At 69.7% G+C, this 21,752-nt stretch carries 22 protein-coding genes; 7 read left to right on the top strand and 15 right to left on the bottom strand.

The window, feature by feature from the left end:
* Positions 1-17 precede the first annotated feature (17 nt).
* Complete coding sequence (locus tag EV644_RS23815; protein ID WP_132191028.1) at positions 18-209, bottom strand: hypothetical protein; 192 nt, start codon at positions 207-209, stop codon at positions 18-20.
* A 161-nt stretch (positions 210-370) separates the two neighbouring features.
* Here EV644_RS23815 and EV644_RS23810 point away from each other — a divergent pair, with 161 nt between their 5' ends.
* Positions 371-1,561, top strand: a complete 1,191-nt coding sequence (locus tag EV644_RS23810; RefSeq protein ID WP_132191029.1) for a winged helix DNA-binding domain-containing protein — start codon at positions 371-373, stop codon at positions 1,559-1,561.
* Positions 1,562-1,623: 62 nt separating this feature from the next.
* Here the strand turns inward: EV644_RS23810 and EV644_RS23805 are convergent, their stop codons facing one another.
* Positions 1,624-2,601, bottom strand: a complete 978-nt coding sequence (locus EV644_RS23805; protein WP_132191030.1) for a helix-turn-helix transcriptional regulator — start codon at positions 2,599-2,601, stop codon at positions 1,624-1,626.
* Entirely contained in the window at positions 2,598-3,560 is a 963-nt protein-coding gene (locus EV644_RS23800; RefSeq protein ID WP_132191031.1) for a helix-turn-helix transcriptional regulator, read from the bottom strand. The genes EV644_RS23805 and EV644_RS23800 overlap by 4 nt, the downstream gene beginning before the upstream one ends.
* A gap of 121 nt (positions 3,561-3,681) precedes the next feature.
* Here EV644_RS23800 and EV644_RS23795 point away from each other — a divergent pair, with 121 nt between their 5' ends.
* Entirely contained in the window at positions 3,682-4,758 is a 1,077-nt protein-coding gene (locus EV644_RS23795; RefSeq protein WP_241998696.1) for a DUF3866 family protein, read from the top strand.
* Positions 4,759-4,870: 112 nt separating this feature from the next.
* Here the strand turns inward: EV644_RS23795 and EV644_RS23790 are convergent, their stop codons facing one another.
* The 11 genes from EV644_RS23790 to ald form a co-directional block, all read right to left on the bottom strand.
* Complete coding sequence (locus EV644_RS23790; RefSeq protein WP_132191033.1) at positions 4,871-5,848, bottom strand: FKBP-type peptidyl-prolyl cis-trans isomerase; 978 nt, start codon at positions 5,846-5,848, stop codon at positions 4,871-4,873.
* A gap of 188 nt (positions 5,849-6,036) precedes the next feature.
* Positions 6,037-7,335 carry a GNAT family N-acetyltransferase gene (locus EV644_RS23785; protein ID WP_132191034.1) on the bottom strand — a complete coding sequence of 433 codons (1,299 nt, stop codon included), beginning with the start codon at positions 7,333-7,335 and terminating at the stop codon, positions 6,037-6,039.
* Between the two features lie 73 nt (positions 7,336-7,408).
* A complete protein-coding gene (gene pafA / locus EV644_RS23780) occupies positions 7,409-8,770 on the bottom strand; it encodes a Pup--protein ligase (RefSeq protein ID WP_132191035.1) in 1,362 nt (453 codons plus the stop codon).
* Positions 8,771-9,011: 241 nt separating this feature from the next.
* Positions 9,012-9,749 (bottom strand): pseudouridine synthase, encoded by a 738-nt coding sequence (locus EV644_RS23775; protein ID WP_132191036.1) that lies wholly within the window; start codon positions 9,747-9,749, stop codon positions 9,012-9,014.
* Positions 9,742-11,244 (bottom strand): SMC-Scp complex subunit ScpB, encoded by a 1,503-nt coding sequence (scpB, locus tag EV644_RS47845; RefSeq protein WP_369410515.1) that lies wholly within the window; start codon positions 11,242-11,244, stop codon positions 9,742-9,744. The genes EV644_RS23775 and scpB overlap by 8 nt, the downstream gene beginning before the upstream one ends.
* The gene (locus EV644_RS23765; RefSeq protein ID WP_132191037.1) at positions 11,241-12,275 is read right to left on the bottom strand and encodes a segregation and condensation protein A; all 1,035 of its coding nucleotides are present in this window, start codon (positions 12,273-12,275) and stop codon (positions 11,241-11,243) included. The genes scpB and EV644_RS23765 overlap by 4 nt, the downstream gene beginning before the upstream one ends.
* Positions 12,276-12,282: 7 nt before the next feature.
* Positions 12,283-12,681, bottom strand: a complete 399-nt coding sequence (locus tag EV644_RS23760; RefSeq protein ID WP_132191038.1) for a hypothetical protein — start codon at positions 12,679-12,681, stop codon at positions 12,283-12,285.
* The gene (locus tag EV644_RS23755; RefSeq protein WP_132191111.1) at positions 12,666-13,577 is read right to left on the bottom strand and encodes a ParA family protein; all 912 of its coding nucleotides are present in this window, start codon (positions 13,575-13,577) and stop codon (positions 12,666-12,668) included. Before EV644_RS23755 ends, EV644_RS23760 begins: the two co-directional genes overlap by 16 nt.
* A gap of 368 nt (positions 13,578-13,945) precedes the next feature.
* Entirely contained in the window at positions 13,946-14,692 is a 747-nt protein-coding gene (locus EV644_RS23750; protein ID WP_132191039.1) for an alpha/beta fold hydrolase, read from the bottom strand.
* Between the two features lie 83 nt (positions 14,693-14,775).
* Positions 14,776-15,714, bottom strand: coding sequence for a site-specific tyrosine recombinase XerD (xerD, locus tag EV644_RS23745; RefSeq protein ID WP_132191040.1), 939 nt, complete (start codon positions 15,712-15,714; stop codon positions 14,776-14,778).
* Positions 15,711-16,826 (bottom strand): alanine dehydrogenase, encoded by a 1,116-nt coding sequence (ald, locus tag EV644_RS23740; RefSeq protein WP_132191041.1) that lies wholly within the window; start codon positions 16,824-16,826, stop codon positions 15,711-15,713. The genes xerD and ald overlap by 4 nt, the downstream gene beginning before the upstream one ends.
* A gap of 412 nt (positions 16,827-17,238) precedes the next feature.
* On the opposite strand from ald, the gene EV644_RS23735 reads away from it, so the two are divergent.
* The gene (locus EV644_RS23735; protein ID WP_132191042.1) at positions 17,239-17,979 is read left to right on the top strand and encodes a phosphotransferase; all 741 of its coding nucleotides are present in this window, start codon (positions 17,239-17,241) and stop codon (positions 17,977-17,979) included.
* 162 nt (positions 17,980-18,141) lie between these two features.
* Positions 18,142-18,972: an LLM class F420-dependent oxidoreductase gene (locus tag EV644_RS23730; protein ID WP_132191043.1), complete on the top strand. Its 831-nt coding sequence runs from the start codon at positions 18,142-18,144 to the stop codon at positions 18,970-18,972.
* Here the strand turns inward: EV644_RS23730 and EV644_RS23725 are convergent.
* Entirely contained in the window at positions 18,969-19,418 is a 450-nt protein-coding gene (locus tag EV644_RS23725; protein ID WP_132191044.1) for a cupin domain-containing protein, read from the bottom strand. The two genes, EV644_RS23730 and EV644_RS23725, sit on opposite strands and share 4 nt — an antisense overlap.
* Positions 19,419-19,473: 55 nt before the next feature.
* Here EV644_RS23725 and EV644_RS23720 point away from each other — a divergent pair, with 55 nt between their 5' ends.
* The 3 genes from EV644_RS23720 to EV644_RS23710 all read left to right on the top strand — a co-directional run bounded on the left by EV644_RS23720 (position 19,474) and on the right by EV644_RS23710 (position 21,726).
* Entirely contained in the window at positions 19,474-20,085 is a 612-nt protein-coding gene (locus tag EV644_RS23720) for an HIT family protein (RefSeq protein ID WP_132191045.1), read from the top strand.
* A gap of 27 nt (positions 20,086-20,112) precedes the next feature.
* A complete protein-coding gene (locus tag EV644_RS23715; protein WP_132191046.1) occupies positions 20,113-20,463 on the top strand; it encodes a VOC family protein in 351 nt (116 codons plus the stop codon).
* A 213-nt stretch (positions 20,464-20,676) separates the two neighbouring features.
* Positions 20,677-21,726, top strand: a complete 1,050-nt coding sequence (locus EV644_RS23710; protein WP_241998698.1) for a serine/threonine-protein kinase — start codon at positions 20,677-20,679, stop codon at positions 21,724-21,726.
* Positions 21,727-21,752 lie beyond the last annotated feature (26 nt).

Raw genomic sequence — 21,752 nt, 5'->3', positions numbered from 1 at the left:
AACCGTGAGCGCCGATACTACGCCCGGACCCGCTCGTCCCCGCGGGTCTGTCCGGACCCGGCCTGGGATTGCGCTTGTTCGAGCTTGGACTGGGCGGCGACCAACTCACGCGTCAGTGCCTTGGTCTGGCCCCACAGCTTCAGCGCGAGCAGGGCGAGGACCAGGAGCCACACCGCCACCACACCGAGGAAGAGCAGGAACCAATACATACGACCGAGCCTATCCGGTTCCCGGTCGCGACCCCTCCTCCGCGGGTCGCCGTGCGGACAACGGTGTCGGAACGTGATGGTAAGAACTGGTGTCCGCCGCGCGATCCGCGGCCGGGAGACTGCAGGGACACTGGGCTGACGAAACGAAGGGGCGCCGGGGGATGGAACAGATCTCACTCGACGAACGCAGGGCCAGGATCGGCCGACGGCACCGGCTGGCGCCGTCCTGCCAGGCACCGGACCCGGTCCAGGCGGCCGCCTCGATGGTCGCGCTGCACGCGACGGATCCGGCCACCGTGCACCTGTCCGTCGCCGCGCGGGTGCCGGGGAGCGAGGTCGCGCTCACGGAGCGTGCCCTGTACGACGACCGGACGCTGATCCGGATGCTCGGTATGCGGCGGACGGTGTTCGTCGTACCGACTCCGTTCGCGCCGGTGGTCCAGGCGGCCTGTGCCGACGACATCGCCGTCAAGCAGCGCAAACTGCTGGTCAAGCACCTCACCGAGGCGGGCATCGGGGCCGACCCGGACGCCTCGGGCAAGTGGTTGCGAGCTGTCGAGGAATCGACCGCGACCGCCCTCACCCTGCGCGGCTCGGCCACCGCCCAGGAGCTTTCCGCGGACGAACCCAGGTTGCGGAGCCGGCTGGCGATGGCGCCCGGCAAGACGTACGCCGCACAGCCGTACGTCACCAGTCGGGTGCTCTTCCAGTTGTCGGCCGAGGGGCGGATCGTCCGCGGGCGCCCGCTCGGCACCTGGTTGAGCGGACAGCATCAGTGGTCCCCGGTGGAGAACTGGCTGCCGGAGGGTCCGGGTGACAAGCCTCCGGTCGAAGAGGCACGGATCTCGCTGGCGCGGGCCTGGCTGGGCGCGTTCGGGCCGGGGACCCTGGCGGATCTGCAGTGGTGGAGCGGGTGGACCCTCGGCCAGACGAGGAAGGCCCTGGCCGCGCTCTCCGCAGTCGAGGTGGACCTCGACGGCGTGGTCGGCTACGTGCTCCCTGGCGACGAGGCCCCGGAGGTCGAGGTGGAGCCGTGGGTCTCGTTCCTGCCTGCGCTCGACCCGACGCCGATGGGGTGGAAGGACCGCGACTGGTACCTCGGCGAGCACAAGTCCCAGCTCTTCGACAACACCGGCAATGTGGGTCCGACGGTCTGGTGCGACGGCCGGATCGTCGGCGGCTGGGGGCAGCCCGAGACCGGCGAGGTCCGCTACAAGCTGCTGGAGGACGTCGGCTCCGAGACAGTCGCCGCGATCGAGGCCGAAGCCGCTCGCTGGACCTCCTGGCTGGCCGGCGTCCGAGTCACCCCACGCTTCCGCGCACCGCTCGAGAAGTCCCTCTCAAAGCCGTGAATGCCCCGCTCAAGCCGTCGACGCGCTGGCGAAGGCGTGACGGCCCCGGTCGTGAGCCGAGGTCAGAGCTGGTCGTCGTAGGCGGCCAGGGCCTCGCGGGCGGTGCCTGCGATCTGCCGGCCCAGGTCTGGCGGATCCAGGACCTCGGCGGAGCCGCCGAGGCGCAGTACCAGGCGCTGGAGCCAACCGGTGTCGGCGACCCGAAGCTTCACGATGAGCGAGTTGTCGGGACCCTCTTCGACGGACTCCGTGGGGTAGTACTCGGCCACCCAGCGGGCCGGCGGCGCCAGCCGGACCGTGGCCAGGAGATCGCACTCGGACGGCTGGAACATGCCGTTCGAGAGGTCGCGCGGGGTCGCCTGGGGCGGTGGTTCGCTCGGGAGCTCCAGGAGCTTGGCGGCGGCGATCCGGTCCAGGCGGAACAACCGGACATCCTCGGCGAGGCGGCACCACGCCTCGAGGTAGGTGCGGCCCTCCGACACCACCAGCCGCATCGGGTCCACATCCCGCTCGGTGGTCTCGTCCCGCGACGGTACGTCGTACGTGAGGTGCAGGCGGAGCTTCCCGGCCAGGGCGCGGTTGACCGTGTCCGCGATCTCCGGCGCAGCAGGCTCGACGTGGACGTGCGCCGCAGTGCCCTCGCTGGCCGCGGCCCCCTCCCCCGCTGCCGCTTCGAGCTTGGCGATCGCGCGGTCGACGGCGTCCCGGTCCTGGCCGGCGGTGACCTCGCGCAGGGTTCGCAGCGCGGTGAGCAGGGCGAGCGCCTCGTCGGCCGCGAGCCGCAGCGGCCGGGCCAGGTAGTCGGCGTTGTTCAGGTGGATGACGCCTTCGCCCTCGGCGGCGTCGATGTCGATCTCGATCAGGTCGCCCATCTGCGCACCGGGCAGGCCGCAGAACCAGAGCACCTTCAGGTCCGCGATGATCTGCTTCGGCCGCACCCCGAACTCCGCGGCGACGTCGTCCACCCGGGCACCGTCGTTCTCCCGCAGGTACGGCACCAACGCAAGCAGCCGCTGAACCTGGTCCCGCGCATTACTCATCCGGGCACCCCCGCGACTGTCCGCAGCCGCCGCAGTACGCCGTCCAGCACGTCGCCCGGGCCTTCCACCACCGCGTCCGGCCCGTACGACGCGATCTCCTCCGCGAGCACGCCGGAGTCGGCATACGGGACGTGCAGGAGATCCCAGCCGTCCTCGTACGGCTCGATCGCGTTGGCTCGGCGGCGCAGGCTGACACACGAACCGGTCCGGGCCCGGACCTTCGCCTCGGAGGTCGGCCGCGGCGGTGCGAGTTCGGACACCAGCGAGCGGATGTCGGTCCCCTCGGGCACGGTGAACGCGCCCGCGTTGCCGATGCTCTTCACGTTGCCGCCGATCCGGGACAGCCGGAACATCCGGGTCGCCTCGCGGTCGCGATCGCGGCCCACGACGTACCAGCGGCCGTGCCAGGAGACGATGCCCCAGGGCTCGAGCGTGCGGGTGGTCGACTCGGAGTAGCCGCTGCGGGTGTGCTCGAAGCGGACGACGGTCCGGCTCACCACGGCCGACCAGAGCGGGTCGAAGGCCGGCTCGGAGGCGCCGACGTGCGGCTCGATCGCGCTCAGCGCGGACTGGTCGGTCTGGATCCCGGCGGCCTTCAGCTTCAGCACGGCCGACGTGGTCGCCTCGGCCAGGCTGGCGTGCTGCCAGACCCGCGCGGCGACACCGAGCACCGCCGCCTCGTCCGGCTCCAGGTGCACCTCGGGCAGCTCGAACACGTCCCGGCGGATCCGGTAGCCGACGTCGTCGGAGAAGAACTTGTCGATGGTGCCCATCTCGATCGGGATGCCGAGGTCGCGCAACTCGTCCTTGTCGCGCTCGAACATCTTCTCGAAGGCGTCGTCGGTCTGCCCGGCGTAACCCTCGACCACCTCGCGGATCCGCTCCTTGGTCACGTACGTGCGCGCGACCAGCAGGCAGATCACCAAATTGAGCAGCCGCTCACTCTTCCGCGCCGACACCCGACCACCTTACGGGGTCCACGGTCCTACGTCGTACCCCCGCGCCGAACAGGTGTTCTAACGGCGGAACAACCGGCCGAACCACTAGGGTCGCGGTGTGATGCGGTGGCGTGAAGGGGTCGTGAGCGAGCTCGGGCGGGGTTGGGCCGGGGCTCAGGAGTTGACGGTGGACGTCGGGGGCCGGGCTGTCCGGTCGCTGGCCTATCCGGACCTGGTGGGGTCCCCGGTGGTGGGTGATCGGGTCCTGCTCAACGTGGGAGCACTCGATCGTGGTCTCGGGACCGGCGGTTATGCCCTGGTCGTGGCGATCCCCGACCGGCTCCCGGAGGACCCGCCTGAGACCGGGCACCTGGTGAAGGCCCGCTACACGCCGTTGCAGTCGATGGTGCTCGGTGCGGACGAGCAGGACTCGCCGGACCACGCAGTACTGCGAGACGCCGACGACCTGTTCGGTACTCCGGTAGTGGTGGCTGACCTGCACTCGGCGCTGCCCGCAGTACTGGCTGGGGTGTACGAGGCCAGGCCCGGCACGCGGGTCGTCTACGTGATGACGGACGGCGGGGCGTTGCCGCTGGCGTTCTCCCGCACTGTGCCGGCACTGCGTGACGCCGGCTGGCTTGGCGGCACAGTGACAGTCGGACAGGCGTATGGCGGCGACCGGGAGGCCGTGACGGTCCACACCGGCCTCCTCACGGCCGTCCATGTACTAGCCGCCGAACTCGTCGTACTGACGCAGGGGCCGGGCAACCTCGGCACTGGCACCCGCTGGGGCTTCTCCGGCGTCCAGTCGGGTGAAGCCGTCAACGCCGTCGGCACCCTCGGCGGACGAGCGGTGGCGTCCCTGCGGATCTCCGAGGCGGACCCGCGCCCACGACACCGCGGCATCTCGCACCACAGCCTCACGGCGTACGGGCGGGTCGCCCTGCAGCCGGCGGACGTCGTCGTTCCGGATCTGGACGGTGACTTCGGCGACGCGGTCCGCGACGCGGCCGAACCGCTCAAGGCCCGGCATCGGGTCGTCCGGATCGGCATCGACGGCCTGTACGACGCCCTCCGGGACGCCCCGGTCAAGCTGTCGACGATGGGCCGCGACCTCGACGGCGACCGCGCGTACTTCGAGGCAGCCGCCGCGGCTGGACGCCACGCGGCGGGGCTGGTGGACGTACCGCCACCCGGATCGGGGTCCCAGTACTCCTGATCTGCAGGCGTTTCCGGCCGAGAGTTGGAGCATGGCAACCAACCTCGGCATCCACGACGCGACCCGGTTCCCCAACTGGGGAGACCGGGCCGCGGTGATGACTACTACTCGATTACTGGCCCTGCTGCTTCGGCGCCGGGAAGGCGTTCAGGACGTCGATGACGGCGAAGGCCGTGGTCACCTTGCCCTTGTCGTCCTTGGCGGCGGGCAGTTCGACCAGGACGCGGCTGCCGATCGGCATACCGGCCAGGCCGTCCAGGGCACCTGCCTGGCCGTTCGGGCCCGGGCCGACCTGGAGCTGGTCGGTCGGCGCGCCCGGCTGAGCCGGAGCGGACGCCGACGCCGGCTGGCCGTCCCAGGTGCTGGCCTGCTTCTTGCCGGCGTAGTCGTAGACCACGTAGCGGCCGATGAGCTGGCTGCCCTTCTCGATCGGCTTGCCCTTGCCCAGCGCGATGATGACCGGCTTGCCCGGCTTCGCGGGGGCCTTGGTGCCGGCCGGAACCGTCACCTTCGGCTCCGCGTTCAGCTCACCGGTGACCTTGAACTTGGTCGGCGCGGAGGCGACCGGCTCGGCGTCCAGCTTGGTGTCGTTGGCGGCGGCGCCGACCAGGTCGACGACGAAGATCAGCGTGTCGTCACCCTTGATGCCGGCCTGCTCGTTGCCCTGCTCCTTGTAGCCCTTGTCGGACGGGATCGACATCACCACGCGGCTGCCGATCTTCTTGCCGACCAGAGCCTCGTCCCAGCCGGCGATGACGCCGCCGACACCGATCGGGAACGACGACGGCGCGCCCCGGTCGTAGGAGTTGTCGAACACCTTGCCGTCACGCCAGATCTGGCCGAGGTAGTTCGCGGTGAGCAGCTCGCCCTTCTTCACCTCGGGACCGTCGCCCTCCTTGAGCACCTCGGTCACCAGGGCCTTGTCGGGCTCCCCGTCGCGGTGGGTGACGGTCGGCTTCTTGCCGAAGTCCTCGGTCACCTTGATCCCGGCCTTGCCGAAGTCGCCTCCGGAGTTGGAATCCTCGGAGCCGCAGGCGGCCAGGGTTGCCCCCAGCGCCACCACCGCGACCAGACTCAACAGCTTGCGCACGAAAAGAGCACCTCAAAATCTCACGGCGCGACCTAAGCCTCAGCGGCCCGCCTGGATATACGGCCAGATGAACGCGCCCACCCTAGCCTGCACGGACAAGCACGACGCCAGCCACGTCAGTCACCGTTCGGTCACGTCACGCAGCGTCGTTGGGGCTCCCTACCGTGGACTCCGAGGTCCGTGCAAGCTCAGAAACCGACGGCGTTGTGTGGAGCGGTGTCCTGTCGCAGCATGCCACCTAAAACCGAGATAGCGCCAGGCCGGTGCTCACTGATCCGCCCCGCCGCGAGCAGGTCTCCCGGCGAAACGCCTCCCAGATAAAGCGATCCGAGCTCAGTCGTCGACAGGCTGATGTCCACCAGCGCGGCCGGCGCCGCAGTACAGGTGGCTCCGTCCGGTCCGGCGTCAAGTCGCCAGCGGCCCGCGTTCCACTCGCACAGGTCGTCGGACACCTCCAGCACAAGAGACCCCGGTACGGCGTACGCGCGTGCCTCGAGCGCGGCGGTCACGTCGAGGATGCGGAGCCAGAGGTTGTCCCTGGTGCGGGTGACGCGCATCGCGCGCTGACTGGCGAGCATCCAGCGCAGTGGCTCGACGACCGGGCGCTTCGCTGCCACGACCCGGTTGGTGAGGTCGAAGTCAGTCAGCAGACCCCACAGGGCCCGGTAGGCGTCCAGGTTGAGAGCCTCGAACGCCTCAACCTCCAGTGCTCCCGCGAGTGCCGGGTCCGGGGACCACGGCAAGCGGAAGATCGCGGCGCCGTCGACGACGCCGTCGTCATCTCGGTGCACCAGGTGTCTGGCTGGACCGGAACCGTCGGGTGGAAGGGCGTTCGCCGCGAGGCCGTCCCACTTGCCCGGCAGCGGGCTGATCTCTCCGACCCGCCGGGCGCGGAGCTGCTCGTGCAGTACCGGCCACACCTCGGCTGCTGTCGAGCTGTCGACCAGGTCGAGCTCGCCGGAGTCCTGGACGGGCTCGCGGAACTTGGCCTCGGTGCGCTGAAGTTCCCAGCGCTCCTGGAAGGTGGCGGGCGAGAAACCGTACCGGCCGTAGATACTTCCTTCACTCGCGCTGAGCCCGACCAGGAACTCGCCGTGCTCCCGGCAGTCGGTCAGCATCGCGGTCATGATGCCGCGGAGCAGACCCTTGCGGCGGTGGGTGGCCATCACGGCGGTCGAGGTCACGCCGCCCATCGGGATCTGGCGGAGGCCGGGGATGGTGACTTCCACGGAGACGATGGCCGACGCGCCCACGAGCCTGCCGTCGACGAAGGCGGCCTGAGGGCGGAACCAGTCGCTGCGGACCTCCTCGGCGTACCGGTCGAGGTCTTCGTCGGACGCGGGAGCGGGCTGCGGCGGCCAGGCCGCGTGACCGGCGTACCAGGCGGAGGGTCGGGGTTCCTCCTGCGGCAGGCCGTTCACGTACGGCAGGACGCGCAGGTAGTCGCGGATCTCGCTCTCGGTCACCGGTCTGAACTCGATCGCCATGGGCGCAGTTCTACCGGTCGCGCGCGATCCCCGCACCAGGTTTCCGACTGGACCGACCTGGGGCGGGGAAGCCTCACATGCTGGCGATGAGCTTCTCGACGCGCTCGTCGTGGGACTTGAACGGGTCCTTGCACAGCACGGTGCGCTGGGCCTGGTCGTTCAGCTTCAGGTGCACCCAGTCGACGGTGAAGTCGCGGCGACGCTCCTGCGCGCGCTTGATGAACTCGCCGCGCAGCCGGGCGCGGGTCGTCTGCGGCGGCACCGACTTCGCCTCGAACACCCGCAGGTCGTCGACCACCCGGGTGACGGCTCCCTTACGCTCGAGCAGGTAGTACAGCCCGCGCGGGCGGTGGATGTCGTGGTACGCCAGGTCGAGCTGGGCCACCCGGGGGCTGGCCAGGCCGAGGTTGTTCTGCTGGCGGTAGCGCTCGATCAGCCGGTACTTGATCACCCAGTCGATCTCCCGCTCGATCCCGGACAGGTCGCCGGACTCGATCGCCTTCAGGGTCCGCTCCCACAGCGACAACGCGCGCTCGACGGCCGGCGTCCCGAGCTCGCGGCGGTCGACGAAGTCGCGGGCCTTGTTCAGGTACTCCCCCTGGATGTCCAGGGCGCTGGCCTCGCGGCCGTTCGCCAGCCGGACCTCGCGGCGCCCGGTCATGTCGTGGCTGATCTCGCGGATCGCCCGGATCGGGTTGTCCAGGGTCAGGTCGCGCATCACGATGCCGGCCTCGATCATCCGCAGCACCAGGTCGGTGCTGGCCACCTTCAGCAGCATCGTGGTCTCGGACATGTTCGAGTCACCGACGATCACGTGCAGCCGGCGGAACCGCTCGGCGTCCGCGTGCGGCTCGTCGCGGGTGTTGATGATCGGCCGGGACCGCGTCGTCGCGCTGGAGACGCCTTCCCAGATGTGCTCGGCGCGCTGGCTCACGGAGTACACCGCGCCGCGCGGCGTCTGCAGCACCTTGCCGGCGCCGCAGATCAGCTGCCGGGTGACCAGGAACGGGATCAGCACGTCGGCGAGCTTGGCGAAGTCGCCGTGCCGGCTGACCAGGTAGTTCTCGTGGCAGCCGTAGGAGTTGCCGGCCGAGTCGGTGTTGTTCTTGAACAGGTAGACGTCGCCGAAGATGCCCTCGTCGTGCAGCCGCTTCTGCGCGTCGACGAGCAGCCCTTCGAGGATCCGCTCGCCCGCCTTGTCATGTGCGATCAGGTCGGTGACCGAGTCGCACTCGCCGGTCGCGTACTCCGGATGGGAGCCCACGTCGAGGTAGAGCCGGGCCCCGTTGCGGAGGAAGACGTTGCTGCTCCGCCCCCAGGACACGACGCGCCGAAACAGGTACCGCGCCACCTCATCGGGGGTCAGTCGGCGCTGACCGCGAAAAGTGCAGGTGACGCCGTACTCGTTCTCCAGACCGAAGATTCGCCGGTTCACATCACCCACCCTACGGCGCGCTTCCGACATCCGGGCCAGATAGCAGGCGCGCCGTCACCGCTTCGTTGTCCGGATCCGGCGCCGCAACATTTCTTCAACCCGTTGCATCGAGGTCGGAGGAGGTGGGGAACCCGGCCTCCTCAGCCAACGAAGGGGAACAGCATCACGAGGAGTCGAAGGACTGCCTGAGGCACGTCGAGCTAGCTCGGCGCGGCACTGCTCGCCGGTGCAGGTCCGGCCGTCAGAGGTCGACGAGGTCGAGGAGCTGACCCAGTTCCTTGCCCTCGAGCTCGCGGACCTCGCCGGTGTGCAGGTTGCCGCGGCGGACCGGGCCGATCGCAGTACGGGTGAGCCGCTTGACCGGGTGGCCGATCGCGTCGAACATCCGGCGGACGATCCGGTTGCGGCCCTCGTGCAGGGTGATCTGGACCAGCGTGCGGCCCTTGATGCTGGAGATCTCCCGGACGGTGTCGGCCTGCGCCGGTCCGTCCTCGAGGTCCACCCCGTCGAGCAGCTTCCGGAGGACGAACGGCTTCACGTTGCCGTCGACCTCGGCGACGTACGTTTTGGAGACCTCGTACGACGGGTGGGCCAGGCGGTGCGCGAACTCGCCGTGGTTCGTGAGCAGGAGCAGGCCCTCGGTATCGGTGTCGAGGCGTCCGATGTGGAAGAGCCGCTCGGGGCGGTCCTGGACGTAGTCGGCGACACACGGCCTGCCCTGCGGATCGGACATCGTCGTCACGACGCCGCGCGGCTTGTTCAGGACGAGGTAGACGTGCGCGGTGATCGGCGGGATCCGCTCGCCGTCGACCCGGATCACCGAGACCGCCGGGTCGACCCGGGTACCGAACTCGGTGACGACCTGGCCGTCGACCTCGACCCGGCGCTGCTCGATCAGGAGCTCGGCCGACCGCCTGCTGGCGATCCCCGCCTGCGCCAGCGCCTTCTGCAGCCGGATCCCGCCCTCACCGTCAGCCATCGCTTCTCTCAACCCGCTCGCTCGCCGTACCCGTACCGCCATCATCCGCCGCCACCCCAAAGGCACCGTCCTCGCCCACCTCGGGGATCTCCGCGAGATCAACGTCCTCGTCGACCTCCCCAACAGCCTCGAGCTCCTCCGCCGGCGCCAACTCCTCCTCCGCGGACTCGGCCTCCTCTTCGGGCTCCAGCTCCTCCTCCACGGGCTCAGATTCCTCCGCGGACTCGGAGTCGCCGCCGGACTCGACCTCGTCGGCCGGGTCGAGGTGCTCGGGGGTGTGTTCGAGGTCCAGGTCGGAGGGCTCGTCGGTGCTCAGATCGCCGTCGATGCCGGGATCGCTCTCCTCGTCCGCCTGGTCGCTCTCGTCACCCGCCATGTCCTCTGTGGTCAGCAGGACCTCGGGGTCGGCTGCCACCGCGCCGATGTCAGACGTCACCGCCTCGCCGTCATCCGGCGTCGCATCCGCCTCGGCCCCCGGTACGTCGACCACCGGCCCCGCGTCCGCAGCAGCAGCATCGTCCGCCGTATCGGCATCGTCCGCAGGACGAGCGTCAGCCGCGGTGGCGGCGTCGGAGGCGGGCTCGGGCACCAGCGGCTGCTGGGCGGGCGGCTCATCGGCCCCGTCGGAGGAAGCCGGCGGGGCTGCATCGGCGGCTGCTTGGGCGGCTAGTTCCTCTTCCATGTCGTCCATCTCCGGCAGGTACGGGGCGAGCTCCGGCAGGTCGTCCAGGCTCTGCATTCCCATGCGCTCCAGGAAGTACGAGGTCGTGCGGTACAGGATCGCCTGCGACTCGGTGTCCGCGCCAGCTTCCTCGACCAGACCGCGGCTGATCAGCGTCCGCATCACGCCGTCGACGTTCACACCCCGGATCGCGGAGACGCGCGCCCGGCTGACCGGCTGCTTGTACGCGACCACCGCGAGTGTCTCCAGCGCAGCCTGCGTGAGCCGCGCCTGCTGTCCGTCCAGCACAAACCGCTCCACGTACTGCGCGGCGTCCTCGCGCGTGTAGTACCGCCAGCCGCCGCCCACCTCGCGCAGGTCGAACCCACGCCCCTGCTCGGTGTACTCCTCCGACAGTCCGGTCAACGCCGCCGACACATCCGGCGTAGGCCGCCCGACGCTCCGAGCCAGCGTCAACACCGGCAACGGCTCATCCGTCACCATCAGAATCGCCTCGAGCGCCCGCCGCATGGTGTCGTCATCAATAACAACCTCATCCCCCACCGGCAACTCCGCCTGCCCAGGCGCGCCCTCGTCGCCGGCCACCTCGTCGCCGGAAGGTGCGTCGCCGGCGGCCTCCGAGGCAGGCTGCTCGGCGTCAGCGGAACCCTCGCTCGCCGGTTGGTCGTCGGCGGACGGTTCGGCGTCGCCTGCCGGGCTCTGGTCGACGGGGTGTTCGGTGGTGGTGACGGAGTCCAGGGCGTCGGCTGTGGTGGGGTCCGCCGGGGACTGCTGGTTGTCCTGGAGATCGGTCGGGGTCTGGTTCTTGGTCACTGCTCCACCGTCTCGTTGTCCGCCAGCTCGGGCCGGCCTGTTTCTTCCTGCGCCGCATCGGCGGGCTCCGGAGCTGGTTCCGGAGTTGGCTCGGTGAGTTCTTCGCCCGGCTCGAGGAAGTCGGTTTCGTCGGAGACGACCGGGGCCTCGCCTTCCTCGCCGTCGGGTTTGGGGACCTCGTCGAACTCGTCGCCGACCTCGATCTCGCCCTCGTCGGAACCGGTCCAGCGGATCGTCAGCTCAGCCAGCGGCGTCACCTGGTCGAACGCCACCGCCGCCTCGCGGAACAACTCCAGCAACGCGAGGAACCGGCAGACCGTCGTCGCCGTGTCCGGTGAGTCCGCGATCAGCGCGCGGAACGTCGTACTGCGTTGTCTGCGCAGACGGTCAACCATGACCAGCGCCTGCTCGCGAACGGTGACCGTCGGAGCGTGCAGGTGAGCGAGCGAAACCCCTTCCGGCACATTCGTCTTCGGCGCCAGAGCGCGAGCAGCCAGCGCGGCGAGCCCGGCCGGATCCACCCCGAGCAGCACCTCCGGCAGCAGATCCGCGAACCGCGGCTCCATCCCGACTGCGCGCGGGAACCGCTTGGCCTCCTCCGCCATCCGCCGCTGCATCAACGCGGCGATCTGCTTGAACGCGCGGTACTGCAGCAGCCGCGCGAACAGCAGGTCCCGAGCCTCGAGCAGCGCCAGATCCTCGGAGTCCTCGACGTCGCCCTGCGGCAGCAGCCGGGCCGCCTTCAGATCGAGCAGCGTCGCCGCGATCAGCAGGAACTCCGAGGTCTGGTCCAGGTCCCACTCCGACCCCAGCGCCTTGATGTGCGCGATGAAGTCGTCGGTCACCTGGGACAGCGCGATCTCGGTGATGTCCAGCTTGTGCTTGCTGATCAGTTGCAGCAGCAGGTCGAACGGGCCCTCGAAGTTGACCAGGTGAACGCTGAAGCCCTTGCTCTCGGTCGCCACCGGCGACTGCGGGTCAGCGGCGCCCGGCAGGTCGATCGGCAGATCCGAGGTGGGGGCATCGCTCATGGCGAGCTCACTCCGCGGCCCGGAGCCGCTGCACCAGGACGGAGTCCGGCCCGTGGTCGACGAAGTCGGCCAGCAGCACGTCGATCGCCTCGCGGACGATCCGGCCGCGGTCCGCGGTCAGGCCGTGCTCGGCCCGCAACGCGAGTCTCGTCTGTTCCAGTCCGAGCAGCTCTTCCTCCGTCACGTACACGGTGATCTTCGTGTCGTGGCGGATCCGTCCACTGGACTTGCGGTCCTCGACGACGGCCGTGCGCGACCGCCCGTTGGTACCGGGCCGGTCGGCGCTCAGAGCAGGTTTGCTCCGGGCCGATCCGTCAGTGGCTGTGCTTGTCTCGGGTCTGGTCTGCTTCGGTGCCGCACCCCCGAACAGCTCGCTGGCACCTGGCAGGCTCACCCGGCGGGACAACGCGCCAGCACCTCCTTGGCAAGGTCGCGGTACTGGGTAGCCGCTTGGGACGATGGCGCGTACGTCGTGATCGGCTCGCCGACGACCGTGGTCTCGGGGAACTTGACGGTACGCCGGATGACGGTGTGGAAGACGCGCTCGTCGAAGGCCTGGACGACCCGGTCGAGCACCTCCCGGGCGTGCGTGGTGCGCCCGTCGAACATGGTGCCGAGGATGCCGACGATCTCCAGCTTCGGGTTCAGCCGGTCCTGCACCTTGCCGATCGTGTCGGTCAGCATCGCCAGCCCGCGCAGCGCGAAGAACTCGCACTCCAGCGGTACGACGATGCCGTTCGACGCGGTCAGGGCGTTCACGGTCAGCAGGCCGAGCGACGGCGCGCAGTCGATCAGGATCACGTCGTACAGCGGGATGATCGGCTCCAGCACCCGCTGCAGCGTGTACTCGCGGGCGACCTCCTGGACCAGCTGGACCTCGGCCGCGGACAGGTCGATGTTGGCCGGCAGCAGGTCGAGGTTCTCGACCCGGGTCGCCTGGATCACCTCGGCGGGCGTGATGTCGCGCTGCATCAGCAGGTTGTAGACCGACAGCTCGAGGTCGTGCGGCTGCACCCCCAGGCCGATCGAGGCCGAACCCTGGGGGTCGAAGTCGATCAGCAGCACCTTGCGCCCGGTCTCGGCGATCGCGGCGCCCAGGTTGATGGTCGTCGTGGTCTTGCCGACGCCACCCTTCTGGTTGCACATGGCGATCACCTGCGCCGGCCCACGACGGGTGGGCGGCTTCACCTCCGGCAGATCGGGAAGCGGCCGTCCGGTCGGCCCGATCTTGTTCCTCGGGCCGTGCGGGTCATTCACAGGCGAAAGGTCCTCCGCGGTCAGCTTGGCCGTCGGCCTCGGCATCTCCGCATAGTTGCTGGGTGGGGTGACGGCCCGTGCTGGTGCGGGGGCAGTCGGGGGCGTGGCGGGCGCCGTTTCAGGTGTCGACGACATCGGTTCCGTCGACGACGACAGGTGCTGGGTGCCCGGGAATGTCGACTCGTTCATGACTCGTCAAACCTTTCAACCGATACGGGCGATCCCAGCGACTGTAAGCGTGCATTCAAGCACTCTCAACCAGCCACTCCGCAGCGGGGTCGGGTGGTTTGTGGTCGGCGTTCCGGACGGGGCCGATCACCCCGCCGGAGTGACCGACCGTGACGGAATGATCGCACACAGCACCCATACCGCGCTCCGCGGGGTCCGGCGTGCCGGCCAAGGAGAACCAGGCCTCAGTGATCCTCCAGCCAGTCGAGCACCAGCGGAAGGAACACCCCGGGAGCTTGGTGGTGCACGTCATGGCCGACGGCCGGCATCTCGACGAACCGGCCCCGCGGGATCGCCTCAGCAAGCTCCCGGACCACCTGCGCGGGGCAGTACGGGTCGTCGGCGCCTGCCACCAGCAGCGCGGGACAGCTGATCCCGGCTGCCTGTGAGCGGCTGATGTCGCCGCCGGACTCGACGATCGTCCGCAAGGCTCCAGCCCAGCTCTTCGCCATCGCCCGGGCGTTCTCGGGGCCGTACGCCTCCGCAAGGTATGCAGCCAACGGCAGCAGCAGCGGAGTCGGCTCGTCCAGCAGGCGCTCCAGCGGACCGAAGCCGCCGGCCGGCGCGACCACCTGGCCGGCGACTCCCCAGGTGACCACGGACAGAGCGCGGCCGGGCGCAAGGGCAGCCATCAGCAAAGCCGTCTCACCCCCGTCACTGAAGCCGACCAGGTGGGCCGACCCGATGCCTAGGTGGTCGAGCAAGGCCAGGAACGTGCGAGCGTCGTCGACGTAGAAGTCGGCCGTGTAAGAACGGGGCTGAGGCTGCGAACGACCGCAGCCCGGCAGGTCCACGGCGATCACCCGGAAGCCGGCCGCGAGCTCGCCGCGCAGACGATCCAGGTCGGTAATGCTCCCCGCCCACCCGGGCAGCAGCAGGACGGCGTCGCCTTGGCCGTGGTCCTCGTAATAGAGGCCCTGGAGAAAGGGCATACCTCAGACCATCGCAGGCTCGGTACGCCGGGCGCGTTCGACGAGCCGGTCGTAGCTGGAGAACCACCCCAGGAGCACAGTAGCTAGCCGGACAGCGCCCGCGGGTGAGAAGTCGCGTAGACCTCGCGGAGTTTGTCGACCGTCACCAAGGTGTAGACCTGGGTCGTCGTGACGGAGGCGTGGCCGAGGAGTTCCTGGACCACGCGGACGTCGGCGCCGCCGTCCAGCAGGTGAGTGGCGAACGAGTGGCGCAACGTGTGCGGCGAGATCTCCTTGGCGACTCCCGCACGCTCGGCGGCGCGTCGCAGTATGGTCCAGGCGCTCTGGCGCGACAGGCGTCCGCCGCGAGCATTGAGGAAGAGGGCCGGAGTACCGCGTCCCCGGCCGACGAGGTCGGGACGGCCCCGCACCTGGTACGCCGAGAGCGCGTCGCGTGCGTAGGAACCGACGGGCACGACTCGTTCCTTGCTGCCCTTACCGCGGAGCAGGACCGTCCCCGTCTCGAGGTCGACCTCGTCCACGTCCAGCCCGACTGCCTCGGAGATCCGCGCGCCCGTGCCGTAGAGGAACTCCAGCAGCGCGGCATCCCGGGTCGCCAGGACTGCGGGCTCCGCCTCGGCGCCGGCGGCCGCCGACAGAATCCGGGTCACCTCGTCCACGGAAAGGGCCTTCGGCAAGCGTTGCGGCGGCGCGGGTGGTTTCACCGCGGCCGCGGGATCGACCGCCGTCAGGCCTTCGCGGAGCAGGAACTTGTGGAACCCGCGGACCGCGACCACCGTGCGTCCCGCGCTCGACGCGGTCAGTGGCGGGTGGTCCGGATCCCCTTCGCGCAGGCGCATCAGGAAGTCGCTGACGACGGCCTCGGAGATCCGGCCGAGGCTGTGGATGTCCGCCTCGGCCAGGAAGGCGTCGTACCGGCGCAGGTCGCGGCGGTACGACGCCAGGGTGTTGGCGGCCAGCCCTCGCTCGACCGTGAGGTGGTCGAGGTACGAGCTGACCGCCCGGGTGATCTCGGCGCTCAGACCAGTACCTCGTCGAGCTTCAACTGCTGCAGGTCGTGCGCGTCCGCGACCGGGCCGTAGGTGATGTGGCCGTCGTGCGTGTTCAGGCCGAGCGCAAGACTGTGGTCCTGCTTCATCGCCTCACGCCAGCCCAGGTTCGCCAGCTCCACGGCGTACGGCAGGGTCACGTTGGTGAGCGCGTACGTCGAGGTGTTCGGCACCGCGCCCGGCATGTTCGCGACGCAGTAGAACAGCGAGTTGTGCACCCGGTACACCGGGTCGGCGTGGGTGGTCGGACGCGAGTCCTCGAAGCAGCCGCCCTGGTCGATCGCGATGTCGACGAGCACGCTGCCCGGCCTCATCCGCGAGACCAGCTCGTTGCTGACCAGCTTCGGGGCCTTCGCCCCGGTGACCAGGACCGCACCGATCACCAGATCGGCCTCGAGCACCGCGCGCTCGATCTCGAAGGCGTTCGACGCGACCGTGCGCAGGTGTCCCTGGTAGGTCCGGTCGGCGTCGCGGAGGCGGGCGATGTTGCGGTCGAACAGCTGCACCTCGGCCTGCATGCCGAGCGCGATCGCCGCGGCGTTCATGCCCGCCACGCCGGCGCCGAGCACGACCACCCGGGCCGCGTGCACGCCGGAGACGCCGCCCATCAGAACGCCGCGGCCGCCGCCGTTGGCCATCAGGTGGTAGGAGCCGGCCTGCGGAGCCAGCCGGCCCGCGACCTCGCTCATCGGGGCGAGCAACGGCAGCGAACCGTCCGGCAGCTGCACCGTCTCGTAGGCGATTGCGGTGATGCCGGACTTGAGCAGCGCGGCCGTGCAGTCCCGACTGGCGGCCAGGTGCAGGTAGGTGAACAGCACTTGCTCCTTGCGCATCCGGTGGTACTCCTCCTCCACCGGCTCCTTGACCTTCAGCACCAGCTCGGCGTCGGCCCAGACTTCGTCGGCCGTGGGGAGAATGCGGGCGCCCGCGGCGACGAACTCGTCATCAGGGAGCAGCGAGCCCGCGCCGGCCCCTTGCTCGATCAGAACCTCGTGCCCGTTGCGCACGAACTCGTGCACCCCGGCCGGGGTGATGGCCACCCGGTACTCGTGGTTCTTGACTTCCTTCGGAACTCCGACCTTCACAACTTGCCCTTCTTCCGTTTCCAGGTGACGACCCGGACCGGTTGCGTCCGAGTCGCCGGCGGCTCACGTCGTTGTGGTCCGCGGCCCGGGCGTTTCGAGGGGTTGGGAACGCCTGGTCGCTGCTGAGTGTAAGCCCGCCAGGTTCATACCACCCGAGTGGATGGTCTTGTCCGGTCCCGACACTCGGAACCGTCCCCTGCGGTACGGTTACACTGTTCGTACGACGCCGTGGCGCCCCGTGAGGTTGGCTCCGCGAAGGCTTGCCCGGCTCGTTCTCCGCATTCTTAGCGCAATCTTTTCCTCCGCCTTCACGCAATCTTTTCGTTCGCGCGATCGGGCACACTTCTGCGCAGCTCGCGCCCTACTCCCAGCTTGCCTGCAGCCCTCAAAAACCGTCGTGAAAGGTTGAGCAATGAACGAGATCGCCCTCCCCGGAGGCAACGTCGGCGGCGCTGTTCGCGTGGGCGACACGGTGCGCCGCGCGACCGGACCGTGGACCCCGGCCGTGCACGGGCTGCTGAACCACCTGGCCGCCGAGGGCCTGCCCGGCGTACCGCGGGTGCTCGGGTTCGACGACCGGGGCCGGGAGATCCTCGACTACCTGCCGGGCGAGGTGTACGGGCCGGAAGTGCCGGACGACGTGCTCGTCGACGCGATGCGCTGGCTGCGCCGGTACCACCAGGTCGTCGCGGCGTACCGGCCGACGGGTCACCTGGTCTGGCGGACCAGCCAGGGTGAGCTCGGACCGGACGAGATCATCTGCATGCACGACTTCGGCTACTACAACTGGATCGGCACCGACGCCGGGTTCAGCGGGGTGATCGACTGGGACATGGCCGGGCCGGGAGCCCCGCTCGACGACATCGCCTTCACCGCATGGAACACAGCCCCGCTCGCGATGCCCGGCGACCCGGCGTACCAGGCGCGGCGGGTGACGCTGATGGCCGAGGCGTACGACGGCGGCATCACGCCGCTGCAGATCCTCGAAGGCGCGCCGCTGCGGGCACTGCGGTCGGCCCGGGTGATCCGCGCCGGCCAGGAGGCGGGCGATCCCGGCATGCTCAACCTCGCCACGGTCGGCGAACCACAGAACAGCATCACCCGCTCAGCCGACCTCCAACACCGCATCCCGGAGATCGCCGCCCAGCTCTGACCGTCCAGCCCTCACTAGTTGTCTCCGCAACGATCGTTGACGGCACGGCATGGACGTCAGCGATGCTTGCTCCTGTCGCCCGTCCCGGCCGCCCCGGCAGGAATGGGAGGCACTCCGCCCGCAGTTGCCGTTGGTGAGTGGAATCGAGGAGAGGAGTACGACGTGGTGGTCGATCTGGGACGGTTCGGTGTCTGGCACCAGGCGCACAAATGGGGTCCCGAGCTCGCCGCGGGGGTCGAGCAGGCCGGGTACGGCGCGATCTGGCTGGGCGCCTCCCCGACGGCTGACCTGCGCGATGCCGAGGTGCTGCTCGCGTCGACGAACTCGGCCGTGGTCGGCACGAGCATCGTGAACATGTGGAAGGACGACGCGACCGCCGTGGCCGAGTCGTACCACCGGCTGGAGTCGGAGCACCCCGGGCGGTTCGTGCTCGGCGTCGGCATCGGGCACCCCGAACGCGACCGCGAGTACAAGTCGCCGTACGAGACGATCGTCGACTACCTGGACGTGCTCGACGAGGCGAAGGTCCCGGCCGGCCGGCGGATGCTGGCGGCGCTCGGCCCGCGGGTGCTGAAGTTGTCGGCCGCCCGGACGGCCGGCGCGTTGCCTTACCTGACCACTCCGGAGCACACGCGACAGGCGCGGGAGACGCTGGGTTCAGGTGTGCTGCTCGCGCCGGAGCAGAAGGTGGTACTCGAGACCGACGACGAGATGGCCCGGTCGGTGGCGCGCGACTACCTCGCGTCGTACCTGCAGCTGAGCAACTACACGAGCAACCTGAAGCGCCTCGGGTACAGCGACCATGACATCGCGGACGGCGGTAGCGACGACCTGGTCGACGCGCTCGTGCTGCACGGCACCGCCGTCGAGATCGCCGAGGGCCTGAACGCGCACCTCGAGGCCGGCGCCGACCAGGTCGTCATCCAGCAACTCGGCAAGGAAGGGCCGGATCTCCTGCCCGGCTACGAAGCTCTCGCCACGGTGCTCCTCTAGCGCAGGGTGAAGTCTGCGAAGTCGAAGCCGGGCGAGACGATGCAGGAGACCAGCACCGGCTGATCACCGGCTGGTCGCGCCGCCTGCCAAGCACCCGCCGGTACTACGGCCTGCGGGTGCTGGCCGGCTTCGACGTCCGGGCCGAGGGTGATCGGTTCGGCCTCGCCCGGGTCGTCGCCGGTGCCGCCGAGGTCGAGCGTCAGCGGACCGCCCGAGTGCCACAGCCAGATCTCGGCCGAGCGCACCCGGTGCCAGCGCGACTCCTCCCCCGGCTCCAGCAGGAAGTAGATCGCCGTCGCGCTCGCCCGCGGTCCGTCGTACCCCTCCGGCTGGAAGCTGACCGGCGACCGCCAGGTCTCGCGGAACCAGCCGCCCTCGGGATGCGGCGCCAGGTCCAGGACCTGTGCCAGCTTCGGTCGTTCCAACTCGCCTGCCGGGTCACTCATGCCACAAACGGTAATGGCCGTGACAGCGGCCGATCGCGTTGGGCAGAGTTCGTGCATGAGCGAAACCGAGAGGCCGTCCGACTACCACCGCAGACTCCCGTACGGCGAACGCGTGTCAGCCGAGCCTCTGCTGGGCGGGCCGTTCTTCCCTTTCGAGGGCGACCTGCAGGTGGTCCCGCTGGACGAACCGGTCCTCCCCGAACCACCGCGTGCCGGTGAGCCCGGCGGCAAACCGTGCTTCACCTGCACCAACCCCGAGCTGGACGCGATCTGGGGCGACGACCAGTGGCGGCTGAAGTCCGGCTTCCAGCAGAACGGCCTGCCGATGGTGGCCCTGTTGGTCCCCCGCGAGCACTACCGGCTGGACAACCTCCCGCCCGAGCTGACGGCCACGCTCGGACCGATGATCCAGCGCGTCGCCGGCGCGATCCGCCAGATCGAGGGCGTCGGCCGCACCCACTTCAACCGCTGGGGCGACGGCAGCGAACACTTCCACGTCTGGTTCCTCGCCCGCCCCCTCGGCATGATGCAACTCCGCGGCGCCATGATCGCCGCCTGGGACGACCTCCTCCCACCCGTCCCAACCGAAGAGTTCCAAGCCAACGCCCGCACAGTCGCCACCGCGCTTTCAGAACAAGGCGGTGTCGCGCTCGGCCTCGGGAAGTGATCGATCCACCGCCGTTACAGTCGGTGGATGATCAACGGAGCGCACGTCATCATCTACAGCCGGGATGCCGAGGCGGACCGGGCGTTCTTCCGCGACGTGCTGGGCTATCCGCACGTCGACGCCGGCCGCGGCTGGCTGACCTTCAAGCTTCCGCCGGCGGAGGTTGCGGTGCATCCGGTGGGCGAGCGGGAGTCGCACGAGCTGTTCCTGATGTGCGACGACCTGGAGCAGACCGTCGCCGACCTGACCTCGCGTGGCGTCGAGTTCGTCAGCTCGCCCGAGGATCAGGGGTGGGGCATCCTCACGTCGATCCGTCTTCCCGGCGGGGGCGAGCTCGGGCTCTACCAGCCGCGGCACCAGACGGCGTACGACCTCTGACGCACTGACCTCGACCGTCGCCTTGCGAGATCGGCCGATTGCGGATCGTGGCCAAATCCTTGACCGGACTCGGTGCTGTCGGCTATCTAGCACCACCAACATCCTGATCGCCCGCGCCCTGGGCCACTAGCTCTATCGAGAATCGCCTGTACTCCGCTGCACGGGTACAGGCGGTTTCTCGTGATGGGACCGCGGGACGGTAGTTTCTGGGCGGTGGAGGCGTTTGCGGGGCGGTACCAGCTGATCGACCTGGTCGGCACCGGTGGCATGGGCTCGGTCTGGCGCGCCTGGGATCTGCGGCGGAAGGCGTACGTCGCCGCCAAGGTCCTCGGGCAGCACGACGCGGCGACGTTGCTGCGGTTCGTGCGGGAGCAGTCGCTGCGGATCGACCATCCGCACGTGGTCGCGCCGCACGGGTGGGCCGCGGACGACGACAAGGTCGTCTTCGCGATGGACCTCGTGCGCGGCGGCTCCGTCGCCACCCTGCTCGGCGACCACGGTCCGCTGCCCGAGTCGTACGTCGCGGTCCTGCTCGACCAGGTCCTGCACGGACTGTCCGCGGTACACGCCGCCGGCATCGTGCACCGCGACCTCAAGCCGGCCAACCTGTTGCTCGACGCCACTGGTACCGGGCGGCCGCACCTCCGCCTGTCCGACTTCGGCGTCGCCGGCCTGCTCGACGAGCCACGCATGACCCGTCACAGCACGGTCCTCGGCACCCCCGGCTACATCGCCCCCGAACAACTCGCCGGCGCCGACCCGGACCCCCGCCAGGACCTCTACACCGTCGGCGCCGTCGCCGCCGAACTCCTCACCGGAGTACGCCCGGACCTCAACGGCGCCCTGCCCACCGGCGAAGGCGACTTGTGGGATCTCATCCGCACCCTCACCGACCCCTCACCCACGGCCCGCCCGACCTCCGCCGCCGAAGCCGGCCGCCTCCTCGCCCAAACCATCCTCGTCCCACCCCCAGGTGCCGCCCCCTGGGCCCACCACCCCGATCCCCCCGAAGCCTTCGACCAACTCCCGCCCCTCCCACCCACCTGGACCCCTACCGGTCCAACTGCACGTCCCTCGCGATCGTCACCTCCATCGCGGCCGTCGTCCCCACAGCCACTAGCCGTCTCATCCACCGCCCTGGCGACCGCAACTATCAGCAGCCCCAGCTCCAGCCGAAGCAAGCCCCTCCTCTGGACCGCGGTCGGCAGCCTCACCGGCGCCGTGGCCCTTCTCGCCACCGCCACCTGGCTCTTCTTGCGCTGACCTGACAACAGCAGAGCCCGGACCGC

The sequence above is a fragment of the Kribbella orskensis genome (assembly GCF_004342085.1).
Lineage (GTDB): Bacteria > Actinomycetota > Actinomycetes > Propionibacteriales > Kribbellaceae > Kribbella > Kribbella orskensis.
Note: the sequence above shows the minus strand (reverse complement) of the source record. Positions and strands in the feature narration are given on the sequence as shown.

Bases quoted from the DNA above. Each gene is read 5' to 3' on its own strand.
- EV644_RS23815 (WP_132191028.1), bottom strand. From the start codon at position 209: ATGTATTGGTTCCTGCTCTTCCTCGGTGTGGTGGCGGTGTGGCTCCTG.
- EV644_RS23810 (WP_132191029.1), top strand. From the start codon at position 371: ATGGAACAGATCTCACTCGACGAACGCAGGGCCAGGATCGGCCGACGG.
- EV644_RS23805 (WP_132191030.1), bottom strand. From the start codon at position 2,601: ATGAGTAATGCGCGGGACCAGGTTCAGCGGCTGCTTGCGTTGGTGCCG.
- EV644_RS23785 (WP_132191034.1), bottom strand. From the start codon at position 7,335: ATGGCGATCGAGTTCAGACCGGTGACCGAGAGCGAGATCCGCGACTAC.
- EV644_RS23775 (WP_132191036.1), bottom strand. From the start codon at position 9,749: ATGGCTGACGGTGAGGGCGGGATCCGGCTGCAGAAGGCGCTGGCGCAG.
- EV644_RS23765 (WP_132191037.1), bottom strand. From the start codon at position 12,275: ATGAGCGATGCCCCCACCTCGGATCTGCCGATCGACCTGCCGGGCGCC.
- EV644_RS23755 (WP_132191111.1), bottom strand. From the start codon at position 13,577: ATGCCGAGGCCGACGGCCAAGCTGACCGCGGAGGACCTTTCGCCTGTG.
- EV644_RS23750 (WP_132191039.1), bottom strand. From the start codon at position 14,692: ATGCCCTTTCTCCAGGGCCTCTATTACGAGGACCACGGCCAAGGCGAC.
- EV644_RS23735 (WP_132191042.1), top strand. From the start codon at position 17,239: ATGAACGAGATCGCCCTCCCCGGAGGCAACGTCGGCGGCGCTGTTCGC.
- EV644_RS23725 (WP_132191044.1), bottom strand. From the start codon at position 19,418: ATGAGTGACCCGGCAGGCGAGTTGGAACGACCGAAGCTGGCACAGGTC.
- EV644_RS23720 (WP_132191045.1), top strand. From the start codon at position 19,474: ATGAGCGAAACCGAGAGGCCGTCCGACTACCACCGCAGACTCCCGTAC.
- EV644_RS23715 (WP_132191046.1), top strand. From the start codon at position 20,113: ATGATCAACGGAGCGCACGTCATCATCTACAGCCGGGATGCCGAGGCG.